The 21603-nt window shown below is 68.4% G+C and carries 20 protein-coding genes; 6 read left to right on the top strand and 14 right to left on the bottom strand.

The genetic code is table 11. From position 1 onward, the window contains the following. Positions 1-3: 3 nt before the first annotated feature. The gene (gene purL, locus ACJH5R_RS08270) at positions 4-2274 is read right to left on the bottom strand and encodes a phosphoribosylformylglycinamidine synthase subunit PurL (RefSeq protein ID WP_406781847.1); all 2271 of its coding nucleotides are present in this window, start codon (positions 2272-2274) and stop codon (positions 4-6) included. A gap of 46 nt (positions 2275-2320) precedes the next feature. Next, positions 2321-3589 (bottom strand): M18 family aminopeptidase, encoded by a 1269-nt coding sequence (locus ACJH5R_RS08265; RefSeq protein ID WP_406759582.1) that lies wholly within the window; start codon positions 3587-3589, stop codon positions 2321-2323. A gap of 51 nt (positions 3590-3640) precedes the next feature. On the opposite strand from ACJH5R_RS08265, the gene ACJH5R_RS08260 reads away from it, so the two are divergent. Together ACJH5R_RS08260 and ACJH5R_RS08255 are read left to right on the top strand one after the other, a co-directional pair. Then, positions 3641-4660, top strand: a complete 1020-nt coding sequence (locus ACJH5R_RS08260; protein ID WP_406759583.1) for a Dyp-type peroxidase — start codon at positions 3641-3643, stop codon at positions 4658-4660. After that, the gene (locus ACJH5R_RS08255) at positions 4657-5454 is read left to right on the top strand and encodes a family 1 encapsulin nanocompartment shell protein (RefSeq protein ID WP_406759584.1); all 798 of its coding nucleotides are present in this window, start codon (positions 4657-4659) and stop codon (positions 5452-5454) included. Before ACJH5R_RS08260 ends, ACJH5R_RS08255 begins: the two co-directional genes overlap by 4 nt. Positions 5455-5482: 28 nt before the next feature. Here ACJH5R_RS08255 and purQ read toward each other — a convergent pair whose 3' ends face one another. Continuing rightward, positions 5483-6157, bottom strand: coding sequence for a phosphoribosylformylglycinamidine synthase subunit PurQ (gene purQ, locus ACJH5R_RS08250; protein ID WP_406759585.1), 675 nt, complete (start codon positions 6155-6157; stop codon positions 5483-5485). After that, the gene (gene purS, locus ACJH5R_RS08245; protein ID WP_024441898.1) at positions 6154-6393 is read right to left on the bottom strand and encodes a phosphoribosylformylglycinamidine synthase subunit PurS; all 240 of its coding nucleotides are present in this window, start codon (positions 6391-6393) and stop codon (positions 6154-6156) included. Before purS ends, purQ begins: the two co-directional genes overlap by 4 nt. Positions 6394-6478: 85 nt before the next feature. Here purS and ACJH5R_RS08240 point away from each other — a divergent pair, with 85 nt between their 5' ends. Next, complete coding sequence (locus ACJH5R_RS08240) at positions 6479-7117, top strand: MBL fold metallo-hydrolase (RefSeq protein WP_406759586.1); 639 nt, start codon at positions 6479-6481, stop codon at positions 7115-7117. A 90-nt stretch (positions 7118-7207) separates the two neighbouring features. On the opposite strand, the gene ACJH5R_RS08235 is transcribed toward ACJH5R_RS08240, so the two are convergent. From ACJH5R_RS08235 to ACJH5R_RS08210, 6 genes are all read right to left on the bottom strand, one after another. Continuing rightward, positions 7208-8863, bottom strand: a complete 1656-nt coding sequence (locus ACJH5R_RS08235) for an FAD-binding dehydrogenase (protein ID WP_406759587.1) — start codon at positions 8861-8863, stop codon at positions 7208-7210. A gap of 19 nt (positions 8864-8882) precedes the next feature. Next, positions 8883-9596, bottom strand: a complete 714-nt coding sequence (locus ACJH5R_RS08230) for a DUF2334 domain-containing protein (RefSeq protein WP_406759588.1) — start codon at positions 9594-9596, stop codon at positions 8883-8885. Positions 9597-9657: 61 nt separating this feature from the next. Beyond that, complete coding sequence (locus tag ACJH5R_RS08225) at positions 9658-11001, bottom strand: DUF2254 domain-containing protein (protein ID WP_406759589.1); 1344 nt, start codon at positions 10999-11001, stop codon at positions 9658-9660. Then, the gene (locus ACJH5R_RS08220) at positions 11001-11489 is read right to left on the bottom strand and encodes a glutathione peroxidase (protein ID WP_406759590.1); all 489 of its coding nucleotides are present in this window, start codon (positions 11487-11489) and stop codon (positions 11001-11003) included. The genes ACJH5R_RS08225 and ACJH5R_RS08220 overlap by 1 nt, the downstream gene beginning before the upstream one ends. Before the next feature lie 10 nt (positions 11490-11499). Beyond that, complete coding sequence (locus ACJH5R_RS08215; RefSeq protein ID WP_406781734.1) at positions 11500-13617, bottom strand: S9 family peptidase; 2118 nt, start codon at positions 13615-13617, stop codon at positions 11500-11502. Then, positions 13614-14510 carry a phosphoribosylaminoimidazolesuccinocarboxamide synthase gene (locus tag ACJH5R_RS08210; protein ID WP_406759592.1) on the bottom strand — a complete coding sequence of 299 codons (897 nt, stop codon included), beginning with the start codon at positions 14508-14510 and terminating at the stop codon, positions 13614-13616. The genes ACJH5R_RS08215 and ACJH5R_RS08210 overlap by 4 nt, the downstream gene beginning before the upstream one ends. A 40-nt stretch (positions 14511-14550) precedes the next feature. On the opposite strand from ACJH5R_RS08210, the gene ACJH5R_RS08205 reads away from it, so the two are divergent. Then, complete coding sequence (locus ACJH5R_RS08205) at positions 14551-15186, top strand: hypothetical protein (protein WP_406759593.1); 636 nt, start codon at positions 14551-14553, stop codon at positions 15184-15186. A 50-nt stretch (positions 15187-15236) separates the two neighbouring features. Beyond that, a complete protein-coding gene (locus tag ACJH5R_RS08200) occupies positions 15237-16094 on the top strand; it encodes a type IV toxin-antitoxin system AbiEi family antitoxin domain-containing protein (RefSeq protein ID WP_406759594.1) in 858 nt (285 codons plus the stop codon). A 42-nt stretch (positions 16095-16136) separates the two neighbouring features. Here ACJH5R_RS08200 and ACJH5R_RS08195 read toward each other — a convergent pair whose 3' ends face one another. From ACJH5R_RS08195 to ACJH5R_RS08185, 3 genes are read right to left on the bottom strand one after another with little or no spacing between them, the layout of a single operon-like run. After that, entirely contained in the window at positions 16137-17360 is a 1224-nt protein-coding gene (locus ACJH5R_RS08195) for a cytochrome P450 (protein ID WP_406781733.1), read from the bottom strand. A 5-nt stretch (positions 17361-17365) separates the two neighbouring features. Further along, positions 17366-18784 carry an adenylosuccinate lyase gene (purB, locus tag ACJH5R_RS08190; RefSeq protein ID WP_406781732.1) on the bottom strand — a complete coding sequence of 473 codons (1419 nt, stop codon included), beginning with the start codon at positions 18782-18784 and terminating at the stop codon, positions 17366-17368. Between the two features lie 6 nt (positions 18785-18790). After that, positions 18791-19372: a hypothetical protein gene (locus tag ACJH5R_RS08185; RefSeq protein WP_406759597.1), complete on the bottom strand. Its 582-nt coding sequence runs from the start codon at positions 19370-19372 to the stop codon at positions 18791-18793. 78 nt (positions 19373-19450) lie between these two features. On the opposite strand from ACJH5R_RS08185, the gene ACJH5R_RS08180 reads away from it, so the two are divergent. Beyond that, entirely contained in the window at positions 19451-20122 is a 672-nt protein-coding gene (locus ACJH5R_RS08180) for a TetR/AcrR family transcriptional regulator (RefSeq protein WP_406781731.1), read from the top strand. 54 nt (positions 20123-20176) lie between these two features. On the opposite strand, the gene pntB is transcribed toward ACJH5R_RS08180, so the two are convergent. Next, positions 20177-21598 carry a Re/Si-specific NAD(P)(+) transhydrogenase subunit beta gene (gene pntB, locus ACJH5R_RS08175; protein ID WP_406759599.1) on the bottom strand — a complete coding sequence of 474 codons (1422 nt, stop codon included), beginning with the start codon at positions 21596-21598 and terminating at the stop codon, positions 20177-20179. Between the last annotated feature and the right edge of the window lie 5 nt (positions 21599-21603).

Genomic DNA, 21603 nt, shown 5'->3' with positions numbered 1-21603 from the left:
GGACTATCCGAACAGCCCCGGCAGCACCGCTTCGGAGGTGCTGCGCAGTTCGGTCAGCGACACACTGAACTGGCCCTGGACCTCTATCTCCTGCGAGGCCTGGTCCACCACGCCGACGCGAGTGGCCGGTAGGCCGCGCGCCTCGCACATGGAGCGCAATCGGCTCTCCTCGGTGCGCGGCACCGCCACCAGGGCCCTGCCCGCCGACTCGGAGAACAGGAAGACGAACGGGTCGGCATCTTCGGGAAGCAAGATGCGGCAACCGGTTTCACCGGCGATCGACGACTCGACCACCGCCTGGATCAGCCCGCCTTCGCTCAAGTCGTGGGCTGCCGAGATCAGGCCGTCGCGCGATGCCGCGCTCAGCACCTCGGCCAGCAGCTGCTCGCGCTCCAGATCGACCGTCGGCGGCAGTCCGCCCAGGTGGTCGCCGGTCACCTGCGCCCAGATGGACCCGTCGAATTCGTCGCGGGTATCGCCGAGCAGAATCAGCGTCTCACCCGGTTCGACTCCGAACGCGGTGGGAATACGGCGGCCGACGTCGTCGATAACCCCGAGCACCCCGACCACCGGGGTGGGGTGGATCGGCGTGGCGCCGGTCTGGTTGTAGAAGCTGACATTGCCGCCGGTCACCGGAATCCCCAGTGCCGCACAGCCGTCGGCCAGACCGCGAACGGCCTCGGCGAACTGCCACATCACCCCGGGGTCTTCCGGAGAACCGAAGTTCAGGCAGTTGGTGACGGCGATCGGGGTGGCGCCGGTGACGGCCACGTTGCGGTACGCCTCGGCCAGCGCCAGCTGCGCCCCGGTGTAGGGGTCGAGCTTGGTGTAACGACCGGAGGCGTCGGTGGAGATCGTGATCCCGCGACCGGAGGCCTCGTCGATGCGCAGCATCCCACCGTCGGCGTGCTCGGCCAGCACGGTGTTGCCGCGCACGTAGCGGTCGTACTGTTCGGTGATGAACGCCCGGCTGCACAGGTGCGGGCTGCCCAGCAGCGCAAGCAGCGTCGCACGCAGCTCCTCACCGGTGACCGGCCGCGGCAGCTTGTCGGAGCGGTCGGCGTTGAGCGCGTCCTGGGTGTCGGGGCGCGTGACCGGGCGCTGATAGATCGGGCCTTCGTGGGCCACGGTGCGCGGCGGAACGTCGACCACGGTCTGTCCGTGCCAGGTGATCTGCAACCGGTCGCCGTCGGTCACCTCGCCGATCACGGTGGCGAGTACGTCCCACTTGGCGCAGACCGCCATGAAGGCGTCGACGTTCTCCGGGGCCACCACGGCGCACATGCGTTCCTGCGACTCGCTGGACAGCACCTCGGCCGGGCTCATGTTCGCTGCGCGCAGCGGCACCTGGTCCAGCTGGATCGCCATTCCGCCATCGCCGGCAGAAGCCAGCTCAGAAGTCGCACAAGACAATCCGGCACCACCGAGATCCTGGATGCCGACCACCAGCTTGGCGGCGTAGAGCTCCAGGCAGCACTCGATGAGCACCTTCTCGGTGAAGGGGTCGCCGACCTGCACTGACGGAAGCTTCTTGCGGCCCGCGCCGCTCTCGTCGCCGCCGAAGGTGTCCGATGCCAGCACCGACACCCCGCCGATGCCGTCCAGCCCGGTACGCGCGCCGAACAGGATGATCTTGTTGCCGGCACCGGAGGCGAACGCCAGGTGCAGGTCTTCCTTCTTGAGCACGCCGACGCACAGCGCGTTGACCAGCGGGTTACCCGCGTAGCAGGGGTCGAAGATGGTTTCGCCGCCGATGTTGGGCAGCCCGAGGGAGTTGCCGTAGCCGCCGATGCCGCGCACCACTCCGTCGAGCACCCGGCGGGTGTCGGGAGCGTCGGCGGCGCCGAACCGCAGCTGGTCCATCACCGCGACCGGGCGGGCGCCCATCGCCATGATGTCGCGCACGATGCCGCCCACTCCGGTGGCCGCACCCTGGTAGGGCTCGACGTAGGACGGGTGATTGTGCGACTCCACCTTGAAGGTGACGGCCCAGCCGTCGCCGATGTCGACGACGCCGGCGTTCTCGCCGATGCCGGCCAGCATGGCCTTGCGCATCTCGTCGGTCGTGGTCTCACCGAAGTAGCGCAGATGCACCTTGGAGGACTTGTAGGAGCAGTGCTCACTCCACATCACCGAGTACATGGCCAGCTCGGCGTCGGTGGGGCGGCGGCCCAGGATGTCGCGGATGCGCTGGTACTCGTCGTCCTTGAGACCCAACTCGGCGAACGGTTGCGGGTGCTCGGGCGTTGCAGCGGCGTGTTCGACGGTGTCCAGCGTGGTCGGGGGCGTCACGGGCACAGTCTATGGCACCGATTTCGGCTCAGTCCGGCGCCAGGAATGCCGTCAGAGCCGCCGCATAGGAGCTCACGTCCCGTGCGCCCATCAGTTCCCGTGCCGAATGCATGGCCAGCTGCGGAGCGCCGACGTCAACGGTGGGGATCCCGGTACTTGCGGCGCTCATCGGGCCGATGGTCGATCCGCAGGGCAGATCGGCCCGATGCTCGTAGCGCTGCAGCGCCACCCCGGCCTTCTCGCAGGCCAGCGCGAAGGTGGCGGCGGTGCGGCCGTCGGTGGCGTAGCGCAGGTTGGGCTGCACCTTGAGCACCGGGCCGGCGTTGACCGCGATCGGATGGCCCGGTTCGTGACGCTCCGGGTAGTTCGGGTGGGTGGCGTGCGCCATGTCCGCCGAAGCCAGCGTGGAGGCGGTCAGCCGGCGCAGGAAGTCCTCCCGGTCGCCGCCGGCGGCCAGCGTGATCCGCTCCAGCACGCCTCTCAACAGATCGGACTGGGCGCCGTGATCCGACGTCGATCCGACCTCCTCGTGGTCGAACAGCGCCAGCACCGGCAGATGGCGGCCAGGCTTGGCTGCGATCAGGGCTTCCAGCCCGGCGTAGCAGCTGGCCTGGTTGTCCAGCCGCGGCGCGCTGACGAATTCCTGGCCCACCCCGGTCACGGTCGACGGCGCGAGGTCGTGGGTCATCAGGTCGAAGCCCAGCACGTCGCGGGGCTCGGCGCCGGCGCGCTGCGCCACGTAGCCGAGGAAGTCCGGCGACCGGCCGTCTCCCCAGACGGCGTTGATGTGGCGTTGGGGGTCCAGGGTGACCGATTTGCGGTCGTCGGCCAGGTGGATGGCCAGCTGCGGCACCCGCAGGATCGGTTCATCGATACGGACCAGGTGGTGGCTGATTCCCGCGCCCGCAGAATCGTCGCGCACCGAGAGCCGCCCGCTGATGCCCAGCTCGCGGTCCAGCCAGGAGTTCAGCCAGGCCCCGCCGTACGGCGCCAGGGCCACCAGCTGCCAGCCGGCGACCTCGCGGGCGGGATGCTGCTTGACCCGCAGGTTCGGGCTGTCGGTGTGCGCGCCGATGATCCGGAACGGGATGTGGCCGCCGTGCTCCGGACTGTTCCATGCGATCAGTGAACCGGCACGGACGGCGAAGTACCGCCCCGGCGCCTGCGGCCACCGATCGGTCTCGGCGACCTCGGTGTAGCCGGCGGACCGAAGCCGCTCGGCCACGGTTGCGCAGGCGTGAAACGGCGACGGTGAGGCGTCGATGAATTCGCATAATCCGGTTGCGGTGGCCGCCATGGCTCAAGTCTTTCGCATCGGGACGCCGGCGGGGGCGTTAGGGTCGATACCGTGCCGTCCGTCCAGCCCGTGACCGCTCCCCTGACCTGTGCGGCCATTTTTCTGGTGGCAACCATCAACGAGGGCGGCGAGCAGACAGTGCACGAGGCGTTGCCCGACCTGGCGGGTTTCGCCCGGGCGATCGGCTTTCGCGACCCGACCAAACGGCTGTCGTTGGTGACCTCGATCGGCTCGGAGGCGTGGGACCGGCTGTTCGCCGGGCCCCGGCCGGCGCAGCTGCATCCGTTCGTGGAGTTGACCGGTCCCCGCCACACCGCTCCGGCCACCCCGGGGGACCTGCTGTTTCACGTCAAGGGCGAGACCATGGACGTCTGCTTCGAGCTGGCGGGGCGGATCGTCAAGGCGATGGCCGGCGCGATCACCGTGGTCGACGAGGTGCACGGTTTCCGGTTCTTCGACAATCGAGACCTGCTCGGGTTCGTCGACGGCACCGAGAACCCGGTCGACGACGAGGCGCTGGAGGCCACCGCGGTCGGTGACTCCGATCCCGACTTTGCCGGCGGGTCCTACGTGCACATCCAGAAGTACCTGCACGACATGGCCGCCTGGGAGGCGCTGCCGGTCACCGAACAGGAACGCGTGATCGGCCGGACCAAGGCCGACGACATCGAGTTCGACGACGCGGTGAAACCGGCCAACTCGCACATCGCGCTGAATGTCATCACCGACGAGGACGGCAACGAACTGGACATCGTGCGGCACAACATGCCGTTCGGCTCGGTGGGCGCCGGCGAGTCCGGCACGTACTACATCGCGTACGCGCGGACTCCCGACGTCACCGAGCAGATGCTGCGCAACATGTTCTTCGGCGACCCGCCGGGCAACACCGACCGCATCCTGGACTTCTCCACCGCGGTCACCGGCGGGATGTTCTTCACCCCCACCGCCGACTTCCTCGACGATCCGCCGCCGCTGCCGGGAGCAGCGACGCCCACCCCCACCGAGCCCGTCGAATCCACCGCCGTTCAAGGCTCACTGAACATCGGCAGCCTGAAAGGAACCTCGCAATGAACAACCTGTATCGCGATCTGGCCCCGGTCACCGAAGCGGCCTGGGCCGACATCGAGCAGGAGGCCACCCGGACCTTCAAGCGGCACATTGCCGGTCGCCGAGTGGTCGACGTCAGCGAGCCGGCCGGCCCGACGGCCGCCGCGGTGGGCACCGGCCGGCTGACCGGCATCGGCGCGCCGGCCGACGGCGTCGAAGCGCATCTGCGCGACAGCAAACCGCTGGTGCGCCTGCGGGTTCCGTTCACCCTGTCGCGTGACGAGATCGACGATGTCGAGCGGGGCTCGCAAGATCCCGACTGGGACCCGGTGAAGGCCGCGGCCAAGAAGTTGGCGTTCGCCGAGGACCGGATCATCTTCGGGGGCTACCCGGGCGCCGCGGTGGAGGGCATCCGCAGCGCCAGCTCGAACCCGGAGCTGACGCTGCCGGAGGACCCGCGCGGCATCCCCGACGTGATCAGCCAGGCGCTCTCAGCGCTGCGGCTGGCCGGGGTGGACGGCCCGTACTCGGTGCTGTTGTCGGCAGAGACCTACACCAAGGTCGCCGAGACCTCCGATCACGGCTACCCGATCCTGGAGCACCTGCGCCGGCTGGTCACCGGCGACATCATCTGGGCACCGGCGATCGACGGTGCGTTTGTGCTGACCACCCGCGGCGGCGATTTCGACCTGCGGCTGGGCACCGACGTGTCGATCGGCTACCTGTCGCACGATGCCGAGAACGTGCAGCTCTACCTGCAGGAGACGCTGACGTTCCTGTGCTACACCGCCGAGGCAGCGGTTGCGCTGACCTGCTGACGCCATGGCCCCTGGCGGGCTGAGCCCGTCAGACCGACAGCACCGCGTCCAGCGCGGAGTAGAACAGCCCCAGCCCGTCATCGCTGGGCCCGGTCAGCGCCTCGATGGCGTGCTCGGGGTGCGGCATCAGCCCGACCACCCGGCCGTTGGCCGAGCTCACCCCGGCGATGTCGCGCAGGGAGCCGTTGATGTTGTCGAGGTAGCGGAACACCACCCGACCTTCACCCTCCAGCTCGTCGAGCACTGCTTCGGAGGCCACGTAGCGGCCCTCGCCGGACTTCAGCGGCACCAACAGGTCGGCGTCGGCGTCGAATCGGGAGGTCCAGGCCGTCGCGGTGGAGGCCACCCGCAGCCAGACGTCGCGGCAGACGAAGTGCAGGCCCGCGTTGCGGGTCAGCGCACCCGGCAGCAGCCCGGCCTCGCACAGCACCTGGAAGCCGTTGCAGATGCCGAGTACGGGCATGCCTTGGCCGGCGGCCTTGATGACCTCGCCCATCACCGGGGCGAACCGGGCGATGGCCCCGCAGCGCAGGTAGTCGCCGTAGGAGAAGCCGCCGGGCACCACCACGGCGTCGACGCCCTTGAGGTCGGCGTCGGCGTGCCAGAGGCTGACGGGCTCGGCACCGACGAACCGGACCGCGCGGGCGGCGTCGACGTCGTCGAGGGTGCCGGGGAAGGTGATGACGCCGATCCGGGCACTCACGAGGTCTCCCGGCTGACGGTGAAGTCCTCGATCACCGTGTTGGCCAGCAGCGATTCGGCGATCTCGGCCAGCGCGGCGTCGTCGATCGAATCGTCGACCTCGAGCTCGAAGCGCTTGCCCTGCCGCACATCCGACACTCCGGTGTGTCCGAGCCGAGAAAGCGCTCCGACGATCGCCTGTCCCTGCGGGTCAAGGATCTCGGCTTTGGGCATCACGTGCACAACCACCCGGGCCACGGGTGCTCCCTACTGTCGACGGGGAATCGGTCGGGTCAACAATACCGATGCCCGCCGGTGGCGCCGGAGCGCACAATCTTTAGGTATGCAACTGACCCACTTCGGCCATTCCTGCCTGCTCGCCGATTTCGGCGGAACCACGGTGCTGTTCGACCCCGGCAACTTTTCGCACGGCTTCGAGGGCATCACCGGTCTGGCGGCCATCCTGGTCACTCATCAGCACCCCGATCACGCCGACGTGGCGCGGCTGCCGGCCCTGATCGACGCCAACCCGGGTGCCGCGCTCTACGCCGACCCGCAGACCGCCGCCCAGCTGGGCCCGCCCTGGCAGCCGGTGCACGTCGGGGACGCCTTCGACGTCGGGCCGCTGCGGGTGCGCGGAGTGGGCGGGCAGCACGCGGTGATCCACCCGGAGTTGCCGATGATCGACAACATCTCCTACCTGATCGGCGACGACGGCCATCCGGCCCGGTTGATGCACCCCGGTGACGCGCTGTTCGTGCCCGGCGAACCGGTGGACGTGCTGGCCACCCCGGCGGCGGCGCCGTGGATGAAGATCTCCGAGGCGGTCGAGTACCTGCGCGCGGTCGCGCCGCGGGCCGCGGTGCCGATCCACCAGGGCATCATCGCCGCCGAGGCCCGCGGGATCTATCACGGCCGCCTGGCCGAGATGGGACGCGCCGACTTCCAGGTGCTTCCCGAGGAAAGCTCCGTCACGTTTTAGCCGCGTCGCACCCCTTGCGCGAGAGGGCGCGTTTGTGCCGCGACACGCCGCCTACGCCGTACAACTGCGCACGCTCGCGGGAAACCGGGGTCAGGCGATGTCGCTGGCGGCGCCCCGCCCGGCAGCCCGGCCGGAGAAGATGCACCCGCCCAGGAATGTCCCCTCCAGTGCCCGGTAGCCGTGCACGCCGCCGCCCCCGAAACCGGCCACCTCGCCGGCGGCGTACAGCCCGTCGATCGGCTTGCCGTTCGCGCCCAGCACCCGGGAGTCCAGGTCGGTTTCCAAGCCACCCAACGTCTTCCGGGTCAGGATGTGCAGCTTGACCGCGATCAGCGGACCGGCGGACGGATCGGTCAGCCGGTGCGGGGCCACCACCCGGCCGATCCGGTCGCCCAGATAGGCCCGGGCGCCGCGGATCGCGGTGACCTGACCGTCCTTGCTGAATCGGTTCGCCACTTCACGATCGCGCGCGGTGACCTCGGCCTCGACCGTCGCGTACTCCAACGGCACCACATCGGGCAGGTCGTTCATGGCGGCTACCAGGTCACGCAGCGACGAGGCGTGCACGAAATCCACCCCGCGATCGATGAACGCCTGTACCGGCGGGGGCGGCCCGGACCGGGCGCGCGACGCGGCCAGCTGACGCAGACTGCGGCTGGTCAGGTCGGGATTCTGCTCCTGGCCCGACAGCGCGAATTCCTTCTCGATGATCCGCCGGTTCAGCACGAACCAGGTGTAGTCCTGACCGGAGCGAGCGATGTGCTCGAGCGTGCCCAGGGTGTCGAATCCGGGATACAGCGGCCCGGGCAGCCGTACGCCGGCGGCGTCGAGCCACAGCGGCGACGGTCCGGGGATGATCCGGATGCCGTGGCCCGGCCAGATCGGGTCGTGGTTGGTGATGCCCTCGGTGTAGTGCCACATCCGGTCCCGGTTGATCACCCGGCCGCCGGCCGCCTCGGTGATCCCGATCATCCGGCCGTCGACGTGTGCGGGCACCCCGGCCAGCAGCTGCGCGGGCACCCGGCCCATCCGCTCCGGCCAGTTCTGGCGCACCAGATCGAGATTGCCGCCGATACCGCCGCTGGTAACCAGTACCGCAGGGGCACGGAACTCGAACTGTCCCACCGTGTTCCGCGATGACGCCACGCCGCGCTCGGCGGCCGAGGGCTCCAGCACACTGCCCCGCACCCCGGTCACTCGGCCGCCCTCGACGATCAGCTCGTCGACCTGGTGCCGGAAGGCGTATCGGACCCGCGAACGGCCTCGCAGCCGGCCCGCGAAGATCTCCACCAGGGCCGGTCCGGTGCCCCAGGTGATGTGGAATCGGGGCACCGAATTGCCGGGCCCGGTGGCGCCGTAACCGCCACGTTCGGCCCAGCCCACCAGCGGAAACACTTTCAGTCCGCGGGCACGCAGCCAACTGCGCTTCTCACCCGAGGCGAAGTCCACGTAGGCGTGCGCCCATTGGCGCGGCCAGTGGTCGCACGCCCGGTCGAACCCGGCGGTGCCCAGCCAATCCTGTAGCGCCAGTTCGTGGCTGTCACGTACCCCGAGCCGGCGCTGCTCGGGGCTGTCGACGAAGAACAGCCCGCCGAAGGACCAGAACGCCTGTCCGCCCAGATTGGCGCTGTTCTCCTGGTCGACGATGAGAACGCGCTGGCCGCGGTCCACCAGCTCGCAGGCCGCCACCAGGCCCGCCAGACCTGCCCCGACGACGATCGCGTCAGCGTCCGCCTTACCGCTCATGGCGTCCCAGGGTAACGACTCAGGCGCTCAACTCCGAGGCCACGTCGACCGGTGCGAGCGGCCACCGGTAGCGCTCCCGCCGGCAACCGTGGCCCAACGCCGTGTCCACCGCGTCCAGCATGGCCTCGGCCACTCCCGGCTTGTTCAGCTGTCGCGCGCCTACCGACAGCCGCACCAGGCCGTCACGACGAGCGATGCGCTCACTGGTGGCCACCACCATCCGGCACCACCAGGGCGCAGCGAGAAATCCGGCCCCGACGCCGACCACCCGGGCCCGCACGGTATGACCCAGCACCAGGTCGGTGACGCCATGCAAACCGCCCAGAAGCCGGAAACCGTTGTGCGGCAAAGCTTTGATGGTGCCCGGCGAAACGGTCCAGCCGGGCGCGGCGAACAGCCGGGTGCGTAGTCCAAGATGCTCCAGTACGCGGTCGGCGCCGAGTAGCCGCAGATTGGCCTCATGGGCCGGCAGCGTGGCGAACTCGCCGCGGCGCTTCTTGGTGGCGGCCTCGTCGAAGCCGTGCAGCACGATCGCCGCGCCGTCGGCGCGCCGCTGCGTCAGCCAGTCGACGGTGTCCGGATCGCGGTCGAGGCGGTAGTCGCCCCCCAGCCGGGGCGCCACCAGCAGCGACACCGGTACGCCGCGGGCGTCCAGCTGCGCGCAGAAGGCCTCGGCGTCGGCCCGGGTGTGCGCCCCGATTCCGGAGACGGAGACGATCAGTTGTCCGGTCACCACATCAGTGTGACCAGCGCAGGTGACCTGTCGGTGACATCGAGGAAGACGTCAGATAGCGCTACGGAGTCGCCCGGCGGCGACTGTGGTCGGCCGGATCGGTGGTGTCCGCGGCGATCGCCTTGAGGCGGGCCAGATCACGGGGGTGCAGACCCGGCGTCATCTCCAGCGATTCCAGCAGCAGGTCGGTCTGCTCCCGCAGGGCGGGCAGGTGCTCGGGCCGGCCGTATTCCTTGACGTGAGCGACCAGCATCCGCAGCACCCGCAGGATCGCCGCTGCTACCAGGGGCTGACTGGGCGCAACCTGGCGAAGTTGGTCGAAACCGTGCCCGATGTATTCCTTGGGGTCGAGATCCCAGGGCCGCAACAGTATTCGACCATCCGGTCCGGCCACCGCCCGCGGTCGCGGCGGCACCGTCAGCACGCGGCGCAGCAGGCTGCCCACCCGCAGCGTGGCCTCCACCGCCGTGGTCGGGTCGTTGATCGCCGAGCTGAGTGCACGCAGCCCGATATCGACCAGCTGCCGGAAGGCGAAGTCGACGTCTTCCTGCATGGTGCGGCTGTCACTGACGACGACCGCCCGGGACAGCTTGTCCCGCACCCGATCCGGATTGGCCGGCACCGGCCAGATGGTGACCAGCGGCTGGCCGAGGTGGATGTAGGCACCGACGCGGGTGTCCAACCGGATTGTGGTGCCGGCCGGGATCGCGGCCAGCAGCCGCTGGGGGTTGACCTGACTGACCCAGCCGTTGCCGGGCGAGGTCAGCCGCAGTGCGTCCGGGGGAACCTCCATGTCCGCCTCGTGGGCGGGTCGCTCGTGGGCGGCGGCGGCCGCGACGGCGTCGATCACCATGGAGCCCTCGGCCGCGATCTCGCGCACCACCTGCCCGACCTCCAGCCGGTGGGCCAGGTGGTCGACGTGGGCGATGATCGTGATGACCGTCGCGATTGTCAGTACGACCGCGACCGTCACCGTCAGCGGCGGCGCGGGGACCGGCGACGACCCATCGAGGTCGGGCAGGCTCAGCACGCAGTACACGAACGACGCGACCAGCAGGCCGATGACCACCTGGCTGAGCCGGTCTCGGATGAACCACCGCATGACTCGGGGCGACAGCTGCGAACTTGCCAGCTGCAGGCTGACGATGGTCAGCGAGAAGATGACTCCCGCGGTGGTGATGGTCGCGCCGGCGATGGTGGACAGCAGCGTGGTGGCCACACCGCTGTCCATCTTCAGCAGGAAGCGCGGCGACGGGCCGATGTTGCGGTCCGCCACCCGGGTGATGACGGCGAGCGCCATTCCGCCGAACACGATCACCAATGGCAGCGCGAACAGGCTCTCCCGGAACCGGTAGGCCAGCGCCGCCGCCCGCACGCTGGGGAAGCGTTCCGACCGGGTATGCATCAGCCAGGCAGGACGGCTTCGATGGCGGCGATCACCTCGGGTGCATCCGGCACCGTGGTCGGGCGGAAGCGGTTGACCACGCTGGCACCGGGGGCGAGCAGGAACTTCTCGAAGTTCCACTGCACGTCACCGGCGGCGCCCTCGGCGTCGGCGGTCTGGGTCAGCTCCGCATACAGCGGATGGCGGTCCGCGCCGTTGACATCGGTCTTGGCCAGCAGCGGAAAGGTCACCCCGTAGGTGGTGGAGCAGAAGGTCGCGATCTCCTCGGCCGTTCCGGGCTCCTGGCCCATGAACTGGTTGCAGGGCACGCCCAGCACGGTCAGCCCGCGGTCGCCGTAGTCTTGCGCGAGCTTCTCCAGCGCGCCGTACTGCGGGGTGAGTCCGCATTTGGACGCGACGTTGACGACCAGGACCGCACGGTCGGCGTAGTCGGCCAGCGAGGTGGCACGGCCGTCAAGGGTGGTCAGCGGGATATCGACGAGGCTCATGGCCGCGACGTTACCCGCAGCCGACAACCGCCAGCAGCCAGGCGTAGGAGAACGCGATCTCCTTCCAGCGTTCGTAGCGCCCGGAGATACCGCCGTGGCCGGCGTTCATCTCGGTTTTCAGCAACACCGGATTGATGTCGGTCTTGGTATGCCGCAGCGCCGCGATCCACTTCGCCGGTTCGACGTAGTACACCCGGGTGTCATTCAGCGAGGTCATCGCCAGGATCGGCGGGTATTCCCGGCTGGCGATGTTCTCGTACGGCGAGTAGGACTTCATGTAGAAGTAGACGTCCTTGTCGTCCAACGGGTTTCCCCATTCGTCCCACTCGATGACGGTCAGCGGCAGCGACGGGTCCAAGATCGTGGTCAGCGGGTCGACGAACGGGACCTGTGCCACCACCCCGGCGAACAGATCCGGCGCCAGGTTAGTCACCGCCCCCATCAGCAGGCCGCCGGCGCTGCCGCCCATCGCCACCAGATGCCCGGGCCGGCACACCCCTGCATCGATCAGGTGACGGCCCACGGCGACGAAGTCGGTGAAGCTGTTCTTCTTCTCCAGCAGCTTGCCGCGCTCGTACCACAGCCGGCCCATCTCGCCGCCGCCGCGAACGTGGGCTACGGCGAACACCATCCCCCGATCCAGCAACGACAACCGAGCGATCGAGAACTGCGGATCCTCACACGCCTCGTAGGCACCGTAGCCGTAAAGCAATGTGGGAGCGGGCATTTCGATTCCGGCTCGGTGCACAATCGACACCGGCACCCGGGTGCCGTCCTCGGCATAGGCCCAGTCGCGATATTCGACGTAGTCGGTGCTGCGGTATTCGCCCAGTACCGGTTGTTCGCGCAACAGGGTGCGTTCACCGGTCGCTAGGTCGATGTCGTAGACCCGCACCGGGGTGATGAACGACGTCGCACCTACCCGCAGCTTCGGGGCGTCCCAGTTCGGATTGGTTGCCAGACCCGACGACGTCAGCTCGGTGTCGAACGTGATCTCCTGCGGCGGTTGGAGATCACCATCGGCGCCGATCGGCCACAGCTGGATGCGGGGCAGGCCCTCGGCGCGGTATCCGACCACGAGGTGATGCGCGAAGGCATCCACCGCGTCGAGCCGCACGTCGTCGCGTCCGGCGATCAGAGTCTGCTGCGCGGCCGGATCGCTCACCGGGGCCTGCACCAAGGTGAAGTTGACCGCACCGTCGTTGTGCAGCATCAGGAATTGGTCCTGGCCGCCGATGATGGCGTGCTCGACGGAGTATTCGACGCCTTCGCGGCGAGGCAGCACCACGGTGAACGCGGCGTGCGAGTCGGCCGCGTCGGCGTAGCGCACCTCGGTGGTGATCGACGAACCGGCCGCGATCAACACGTAGGCATCGCTGCGGGTGCGTCCCACCGACAGCCAGTATCGTTCGTCGGCCTCGTGGTAGACCTGCTCGGCGGAGTCCGCGGGGTTGCCGATTCGGTGGCGCCACACGGTGTCCGGGCGCCAGGCTTCGTCGACGGTCGTGTAGTAGACGGTCTGATTGTCGGTCGCCCAAGTCACCCCGGCGCCGATCCCGGCGATCTCGTCGGCAAGCAGCTCGCCAGTGGATAAATCCTTGAACCGCAGGGTGTATCGCTCATCTCCGACGACATCGACGGAGTAGGCCAGGACGCGACTGTCCGGGCTGACGCTGGCGGCACCGAGCGCGAAGAAGTCGTGCCCTTCGGCCTCGGCATTCTGGTCGAGCAACACCTGCTCGCCCGGGATCTCGGTGGCCTCTTCGAGCTGCGGCGGGTCCCAGTCATCGGGGCTGCTGACCGGGCAGCGGCAGTGGACGCCGTACTGCTTTCCCTCGAAGGTGCGCGCGTAGTACCACCAGTCGCCGCGGCGAGCGGGCACCGACAGGTCGGTTTCCTTGGTGCGAGCCTTGATCTCGTCGAAAATGTCCTGCCGCAAGGGTTCCAGATGTGCCGTGGTGGCGTCGGTGTACGCGTTCTCGGCTTCCAGGTGGGCGATCACCGCGGGATCAGACTTGTCACGCAGCCACTCATAAGAATCGACGAAGACGTCCCCGTGGTGCGTGCGAGTGCTGGCTACGCGCTTTGCCGAAGGTGGACCCGGGAGATCCTGCGATACGTCGGTCATGCTGCGGGGCCGACCCAGTCGTCGAAGGACAGACCCGAAATGCGTTCGTAGGCCTCGATATAACGGGCGCGCGTCGCGGCGATGATGTCGTCGGGCAGCGCCGGGGGCGGCTGGTCTGAAGCCCGGTCCCAACCGGATTCCGGACCGGTCAGCCAGTTGCGGACGAACTGTTTGTCGAAGCTCTGCTGCACGACCCCGGCGCGGTAGTGGTCGGCCGGCCAGTAGCGCGACGAGTCGGGGGTGAACACCTCGTCGGCCAACACCAGGTTGTCGTGTTCGTCGATCCCGAACTCGAACTTGGTGTCGGCGATGATGATTCCCTTGGTCAGCGCGTGGTCGGCCGCTTGCACATAGGTCGCCAGGGTGCGGTCGCGCAACTGGCCGGCCCGCACCGGACCCACCAGGTCGATCACCTGCGCGAACGAGATGTTCTCATCGTGTTCGCCGATCTCGGCTTTGGTCGCCGGGGTGAACAGCGGGTTGAGGAACTTGCTGGCTTCCACCAGTCCGGGCGGCAACGGGATGCCGCACACGGCACCGCTGCGCTGGTAGTCCAGCAGGCCCGAGCCGGTCAGGTAGCCGCGAGCCACACACTCCACCGGCATCATCTTCAGCTGGCGCACGACCAGCGCGCGGCCGAGCACCTCATCGGGGATACGCGGGTCGTCGGGCGGCCCGGCCAGGTGATTGGGGGCCTCGACGAGGTCGAAGAAGAACACACTCATCGCGGTCAGGATGCGGCCCTTGTCCGGGATCTCGCTGTCGAGGATGTAGTCGAACGCCGAGATCCGGTCGGTCGCGACGAACAGCAGATGCTGATCATCGATCCGGTAAAGTTCGCGGACTTTGCCGCTGGCCAGGTGCTGGTAATCGGAGAGCGCAGGTCGCGGCATTCGGCCAGCTTAGCGGTAGGCACTGTGCTGGGATCGGATGATGACCTCCCGGTTGCTGCCCTACGCCACCTCCCCCGGCCGCCTACTGGCCCAACTGTTCAGCGACCTCGTCGTCGCGGCGTGGACCTTCTTGTGGGTACTCGTCGCGCTCGCCGTCCATGGCGCGGTCACCACCATCGCCGGTGTCGGGCAGCAGTTCGAGCGCGGCGCCAACGGTGTGGCCGACAGTTTGACGTCGGCAGGCAAGAGCGCGGACCGTATCCCGCTGGTCGGCGACGCCGTGAGCAAGCCGCTCACCGCGGCGGGCCATGCCGCCGTCGACATCGCCGGGGCGGGCCACAATCTGAACACCACGGCCGGCTGGCTGGCCTACGTGCTCGCGTTCGCGGTCGCGGCCCCGCCGATTCTGGCGGTGGCGATGCCGTGGCTGGTCTTGCGACTGCGGTTCTTCTTGCGCAAACGAGCGGTGCTGGGTTTGTACGCCACCATGGCCGGGCAGCAACTTCTGGCGCTGCGCGCGCTGACCAATCGTCCTTTGGGGAAGCTGACCGCGATCAGTCCCGACCCCGCCGGGGCCTGGCGCCATGCCGACCCCGCGGTGATCGGAGGATTGGCCCTCCTCGAGCTGCATTCCGCGGGCGTGGCCCGGCGATCTCGGCGCGGACCGGCACGCTGAGCGGGGGAAATCGCACGGAACCCGGGCCGGTCGGGCTACGTCCGACCTATGTGGACAACTATCTACGGCGTCACGACGGTGTGATCACCCGCTCGCAGGCCTTGGAGTGCGGCCTCTCCAGCTCCGCCATCGGCCGCCGACTCCAATCTGGACGCTGGCGGCGCTGCGGGCCCGGCGTGTACTTTGCCGACGATCGTCCGTTCACCACCGCCGCGCGCATCCGAGCAGCGGTGTGGAGCTACGGAATTGACGCCGTCGCCAGCGGATTGGCGGCGGCCTGGTGGCACCAGCTGGCCACCGCCGCACCGAATTTGGTCGAGGTTACCGTTCCTCGCGATTCACATGGGCGGGCTCATCGAGGCACCCGACTCAGGCGCCGAGACCTCTTTCCCGAGGATGTGGTCGAGCGCAGGGGGCTGCTGGTTACCGGGCTCGCCCTGACGACGGTCGAGGCCGCTGCCCGTCGTGGCGGGGGCCCCAAGGTGATGGATACCGCCCTGCAGCGCCACACTGAACTACCCCACCTGTGGCGGGCCCAGCTGCGAAACGCGGGCCGGCAGGGTTCCCCGGCGGCCCGTCGGATGCTGCAGGCGGCAGAGAGCGGCGCGCGTTCACAGGCCGAGCGAATGCTGGTCCAACTGTTGCGCGATGCCGGCATCACTGGATGGGTGGCGAACTATCGACTGGGCGGCTACAAGATTGACGTTGCCTTTCCAGAAATCGCAGTTGCGATCGAAGTTGACGGCTGGGCGTATCACAGCGGCCCGGATGAATTCGAAGGTGACCGAGTGCGGCAGAACCAGATCGTGCTGCGGGGGTGGACCGTGCTCCGGTTCACCTGGCTGGACTTAGTCACTGCCCCGGATCGGGTCATCACCGAGATCCGGTGGGCGATTTCGGCGCGATAGTGCCCGCTGAGCGGGTAAAACCGCGCCGAAATCGCAGCGGATCTAGGGCCGCAGTTCCACCATCATGTGTCTCATCCCGGTGTGGCGGTTGCTGCGCGTCCACTCCACCGGCGCCACCACCGCCAATTCGCCGAACCGGCCCAGCAGCTCCTCGTAGAGTACCCGCAGTTCCAACCGGGCCAGATGGGCGCCCAAACAGAAATGCGCGCCGTGTCCAAAACCGATGTGCGGATTGGGTTTACGGGTGATGTCGAATTGGTCGGCGCGGTCGAAAACCGTCTGATCGCGGTTGGCCGATCCTTCCCACACCAGCACCTTCTGGCCAGCGTCGATGGTCCGCCCGCCCAGCACTGCGCGCCGGGTGGCGGTGCGCCGCTTCGACGGCGCCGGTGAGGTCCAGCGCAGGATCTCCTCGATGGCGGTGGGCAGCAGGCCGAAATCGCCGCGCAGCAAACGGTATTGGCCGGGGTGCTGAGCCAGCGCCAGCAGCCCGCCGGCGATGGCGTTGCGGGTGGTCTCGGCGCCGGCACTGAACAGCAATTGGAAGAACAGATACACCTCGAGATCACTGAGCTCGGGGTCGGTCGAGTTGGCCACCACCGACAGCATGTCGTCGGCGGGCTCGGCACGCTTGGCCGCGATCAACTCCCGCCCGAAGGTGTAGACCCGGTTGCCGGCGTCCTCGATGGACAGTCGCGACACCACCGCCTTGCGCGAGCCGCGGAAGTCGAAGCTGGGCTCGATCGCCTCGAACAGCCAATGCCGGTCGGCCTCGGGTACGCCCAGCAGGATGCAGATCATCTGCATCGGTATCTCGGCGGCGATGTCGACCAGGAAATCAAAGGGAACCCCGGGCTCGACGGCGTCGAGCAGGGTCCAGGCCCGGTGGCGCAGGTCGGTTTCGACGCGGCGGATCATCCGCGGAGTCAGTCCGGAGCTGACCAGCCGTCGGACCTGCGCGTGCCGCGGGTCGTCCATCATGTTCAGCAGCTGACCCGCGATCGGTAGGTCCTGCAGCACGGTGCCGCCGAACGGCCGGTCCCCTCCGGTGACCGACGAATAGGTCTGCGCGTCACGCAGCACTTCGAGCGTTTCGGCGTGCGTGGCCACCGACCAGAAGCCGTCGCCGTCCGGTGTGTGTGCGGTGGGCTCGTGCCAGAACACCGGGGCGACGCGGCGGTGCAGCGCGAACAGCTGGTGCGGGAAGCCGTCGGCGAAGTTGTCCAGATCGGTGAAGTCGATGCTCGCGAGCCCCTGGACCTCCATGACGGCTACAGGATCGCGCCCGGGCTGTAGGCAGCCCCGGCCGGATACCGTTCGACGAGTTCGGCCACCTCTGCCGCCACTCGGTCGACCTGGTCGGCGGCCGCACCGGTGAACGCCTGCCGGTCGGCGACGGCCGCATCCAGCGCGGCCCGGTCCAGCGGCAGCCGTTCGTCGGCGGCCAGCCGGTCCAGCAGGTCGGGTTCGGCGCCCCGCTCCCGCATCGCCAGCGCGACGGCCACCGCGTGTTCCTTGATCACCTCGTGAGCGGCTTCGCGGCCGACCCCGGCACGCACCGCGGCGATCAACACCTTGGTGGTGGCAAGGAACGGCAGGTAGCGGTCCAGTTCACGGGTGATCACCGCCGGGTAGGCCCCGAACTCGTCGAGCACGGTCAAGAAGGTCTCGGTCTGCCCGTCGATGGCGAAGAAGGCGTCGGGCAGTGCGACGCGACGCACCACCGAGCAGAAGACGTCGCCTTCGTTCCACTGAGCGCCGGCCAGTTCGGCCGCCATCGAGGCGTAGCCGCGCAACACCACCTGCAGGCCGTTGACCCGCTCGCAGCTGCGGGTGTTCATCTTGTGCGGCATCGCCGACGAGCCCACCTGGCCGGGCGCGAAGCCCTCGGTGACCAGTTCGTGGCCGGCCATCAGCCGGATCGTCTGCGCCAGCGAGGAGGGTCCGGCGCCCAGCTGAACCAGCGCGGAGACCACGTCGTGGTCCAGCGAGCGGGGATAAACCTGCCCGACGCTGGTCAGCACCGCGGAAAATCCCAGAAAATCTGCGACGAGGCGCTCCAAATGCGCCAGTTTGGCGGTGTCACCGTCGAACAGATCCAGCATGTCCTGCGCGGTGCCCATCGGCCCCTTGATGCCGCGCAGCGGATAGCGGTCGATCAGCTCACGGACGCGCCGCAGCGCGAGCAGTGTTTCCTCGGCAGCCGAGGCGAACCGCTTCCCCAACGTGGTGGCCTGCGCGGCGACATTGTGGCTGCGCCCGGCCATCACCAGGTCGCGGTAGGCCACCGCGTGGTTGACCAGGCGCACCGCGACCGCCACCCCGTGGTCGTGGATCAGCTGCAGGGACTGGCGGATCTGCAGCTGCTCGACGTTTTCGGTCAGGTCCCGGCTGGTCATGCCCTTGTGGATGTGCTCGTGACCGGCGAGGGCGTTGAACTCCTCGATACGTGCCTTGACGTCGTGGCGGGTCACCCGCTCGCGGGCTGCGATCGACGCCAGGTCGACGTCACCGAGGACGGCCTCGTAGTCGGCGATCGCCTGCGCGGGGACCGGCACACCAAGCTCGGACTGGGCGCGCAGTACCGCCAGCCACAGCCGCCGTTCGGCGACGATCTTGGCCTGCGGGGACCAGATGTCTGTCATCGCGGTGCTGGCGTAACGGGTGGCCAGCACATTGGGGATGCTCACGAGCAGCTAGCTTACGGTCGTCCCGTCCGGCGGAGTCTGACCGGCCTGGACAGCAGGCGCCGCTCCCAGCATGACCGGGCCTCGACCTTCGGACAGCGAGATCGCGGCATCGATGAGGTGCTCCCGGACGACCTGGACGGCACGCCATGGGGGCACCGGTTCGCAGATGAAGGCGGGGTTGGCTCGGGTGGCACGGCGCATCACGTGGTGACACCCCTGCGCGAACTGCACCCGCTGGACCGTCATGTCGTCAGCCCGGCTGGTGAGCGGGTAGGGATTCTGGGTGTAGCGGACGCACGCGCCGTCGCGGTCGATGCCATAACCGGCCAGCAGGCCGCCATAGGGGTCGACGGTGACCGGCCAGAAGGGCGGCGCGAGGTCGAAGGAACGCACGATCTCTCGGCGCGGCCCGACGGGGACATGCCGGGTGAGGGATCGGGTGCGGCAGCGGGTGGCAATGTCGCAGGGGCGCACTCGCTTGTTGCGCATGAACTCAAGGAAGACCTCGACCGCTATGCGAGCTGCCGGCGGCCACTCATGATGCGCCAACGTGGCATTACTCTCGTTGGCGCGGCCAACGGTCAACATGGCGACTCCACATGTCGAGAAAAACGGACAGGCTCGTAGTCTGACACAGACTGCCGGTCGGTGAGTACCCTTTTGCCGATGAGTAACGGGAGGCCAACCCGGCGGGCCATGCACGCTGAGCTCACGCGGACCGCGGTGCTCGACGCCGCCCGGACACTTTTCGTTGCCAAGGGCTTCGAAGCGACCTCAGTCGATGAGATCGCGCAGGCATCGCACTCCAGCAAGGGCGCCGTCTACCATCACTTTCGCGACAAGCAGGCGATCTTTGCCGAGGTCTTCCGGCTCAGCCAGGCCGATGTCATGCAGGCCGTACTACCGGGCGCCCTGGAGTCAATGCCTGGCGACGCCAGCCCGTGGGAACAGGCGCTGTTGGCCATCAGCGCGGTGCTGCGCTGCTACGTCGACAATCACGACGCACGGGTGTTGCTACGGGAATCGGCCAGCGCCTTGGGCTGGGACCGCAAGCAGATCGTCGATGAGGAACTGGCGCTTCCATTGCTGCGCGCGGTACTCGGCGAGCTGATCGAGGCCGGCGAGATCGAGGCGGTGCCCGTTGGCGTCACCGCGGAGTTGCTCTACGCGCTGCTCAGCAAGACCGGGCCCATCATCGCCGCCGCCGCCGATCCCGCACACGCGGTCAGCGAGATCGAGCCGGTGCTGTTCGCCTTGCTCAACGGCCTGCATCGCGAGCAGCCGCAGCCGGCGGGCGAAACCAAACGATTGGGTTTCGCCCGACCGAAAACGCCCTAGCCGAGGCGTCGCGGTGGTGGTCGGGCTCCGCCGCGCTTGCGATCGCCGCGGGCCCTACAGCGCGTGCAGGATGTCTTCGACCCGGTCCTTGGCGTCACCGAACAACATGGCGGAGTTCGGCCGGAAGAACAGCGGGTTCTGCACACCCGCGTAGCCGGAAGCCATGGAGCGCTTGAAGACGATCACGTTGTCGGCGTCCCACACGGTCAGCACCGGCATGCCCGCGATCGGGCTGGACGGGTCTTCGGCGGCCGCCGGGTTGACGGTGTCGTTGGCGCCGATCACCAGCACCACCGACGTGTCACCGAAGTCGTCGTTGATCTCGTCCATCTCCAGCACGATGTCGTAGGGCACCTTGGCCTCTGCCAGCAGCACGTTCATGTGGCCGGGCAGCCGGCCGGCGACCGGGTGAATGCCGAAGCGCACGTTGACGCCGCGGTCGCGCAGCTTGCGGGTGAGCTCGGCGACCCCGTACTGGGCCTGTGCGACGGCCATGCCGTAGCCGGGGGTGATGATCACCGAGTCGGCGCCGCCCAACATCTCGGCCACGCCCTCGGCGGTGATCTCCCGGTGCTCGCCGTAGTCCTTGTCCTCGGCCGGTCCGGCCTCGATCCCGAACCCGCCGGCGATCACCGAGATGAACGAGCGGTTCATCGCCTTGCACATGATGTAGGACAGGTAGGCACCCGAGGAGCCGACCAGCGCGCCGGTGATGATCAGCAGGTCGTTGGAGAGCAGGAAGCCCGAGGCCGCCGCCGCCCAGCCGGAGTAGCTGTTGAGCATGGAGACCACCACCGGCATGTCGCCGCCTCCGATGGATGCCACCAGGTGCCAGCCCAGCGCGAGCGCCAGCAGGGTCACCACGATCAGCAGCCACAGCTTGGGCTCGTTGACGAACCACACCGTCAAAGCGACGAACGCGACCAGCGCCCCGATGTTGAGGAAGTTCTTGCCCGGCAGCATCAGCGGGTTGGACTTCATCCGCCCCGAGAGCTTGAGGTTGGCCACGATCGAACCGGTGAAGGTCACCGCACCGATGAACACCCCGATGAACACCTCGGCGGAGTGGATGCCGAACAGCCCCTGGGCGGCCAGTTCGCGGGCGTCGGCGCTGCACGGGCTGTTTTCTACGTGCAGGTAGCCGTTCCAGCCGACCAACACAGCCGCCAGACCGACGAACGAGTGCAGCAGCGCGATCAGCTCGGGCATGCCGGTCATCTCGACCACCTTGGCGCGCCACAACCCGATCGCCGCACCCACCACGGTGGCCCCGATCAGCAGCGCCAGGCCGACCTGATTGATGTCGTGATGGACCGCCAGGGTGATCGTCGCGGCGAGCGCAACCGCCATCCCGAGGATGCCGAAGCTGTTGCCGGCCTTGGACGTCTCGTGCTTGCTCAGCCCGGCCAGAGCCAGGATGAACAGCAGCGCCGCGACGATGTATGCCGCCGAGGCGGCGGTCTCAACTGAAAACATAAGCG

Source organism: Mycobacterium sp. SMC-19 (assembly GCF_045310815.1).
GTDB lineage: Bacteria > Actinomycetota > Actinomycetes > Mycobacteriales > Mycobacteriaceae > Mycobacterium.
The sequence above is the reverse complement of the archived record's forward strand: the minus strand, read 5'-3'. Positions and strand labels throughout refer to the sequence as shown.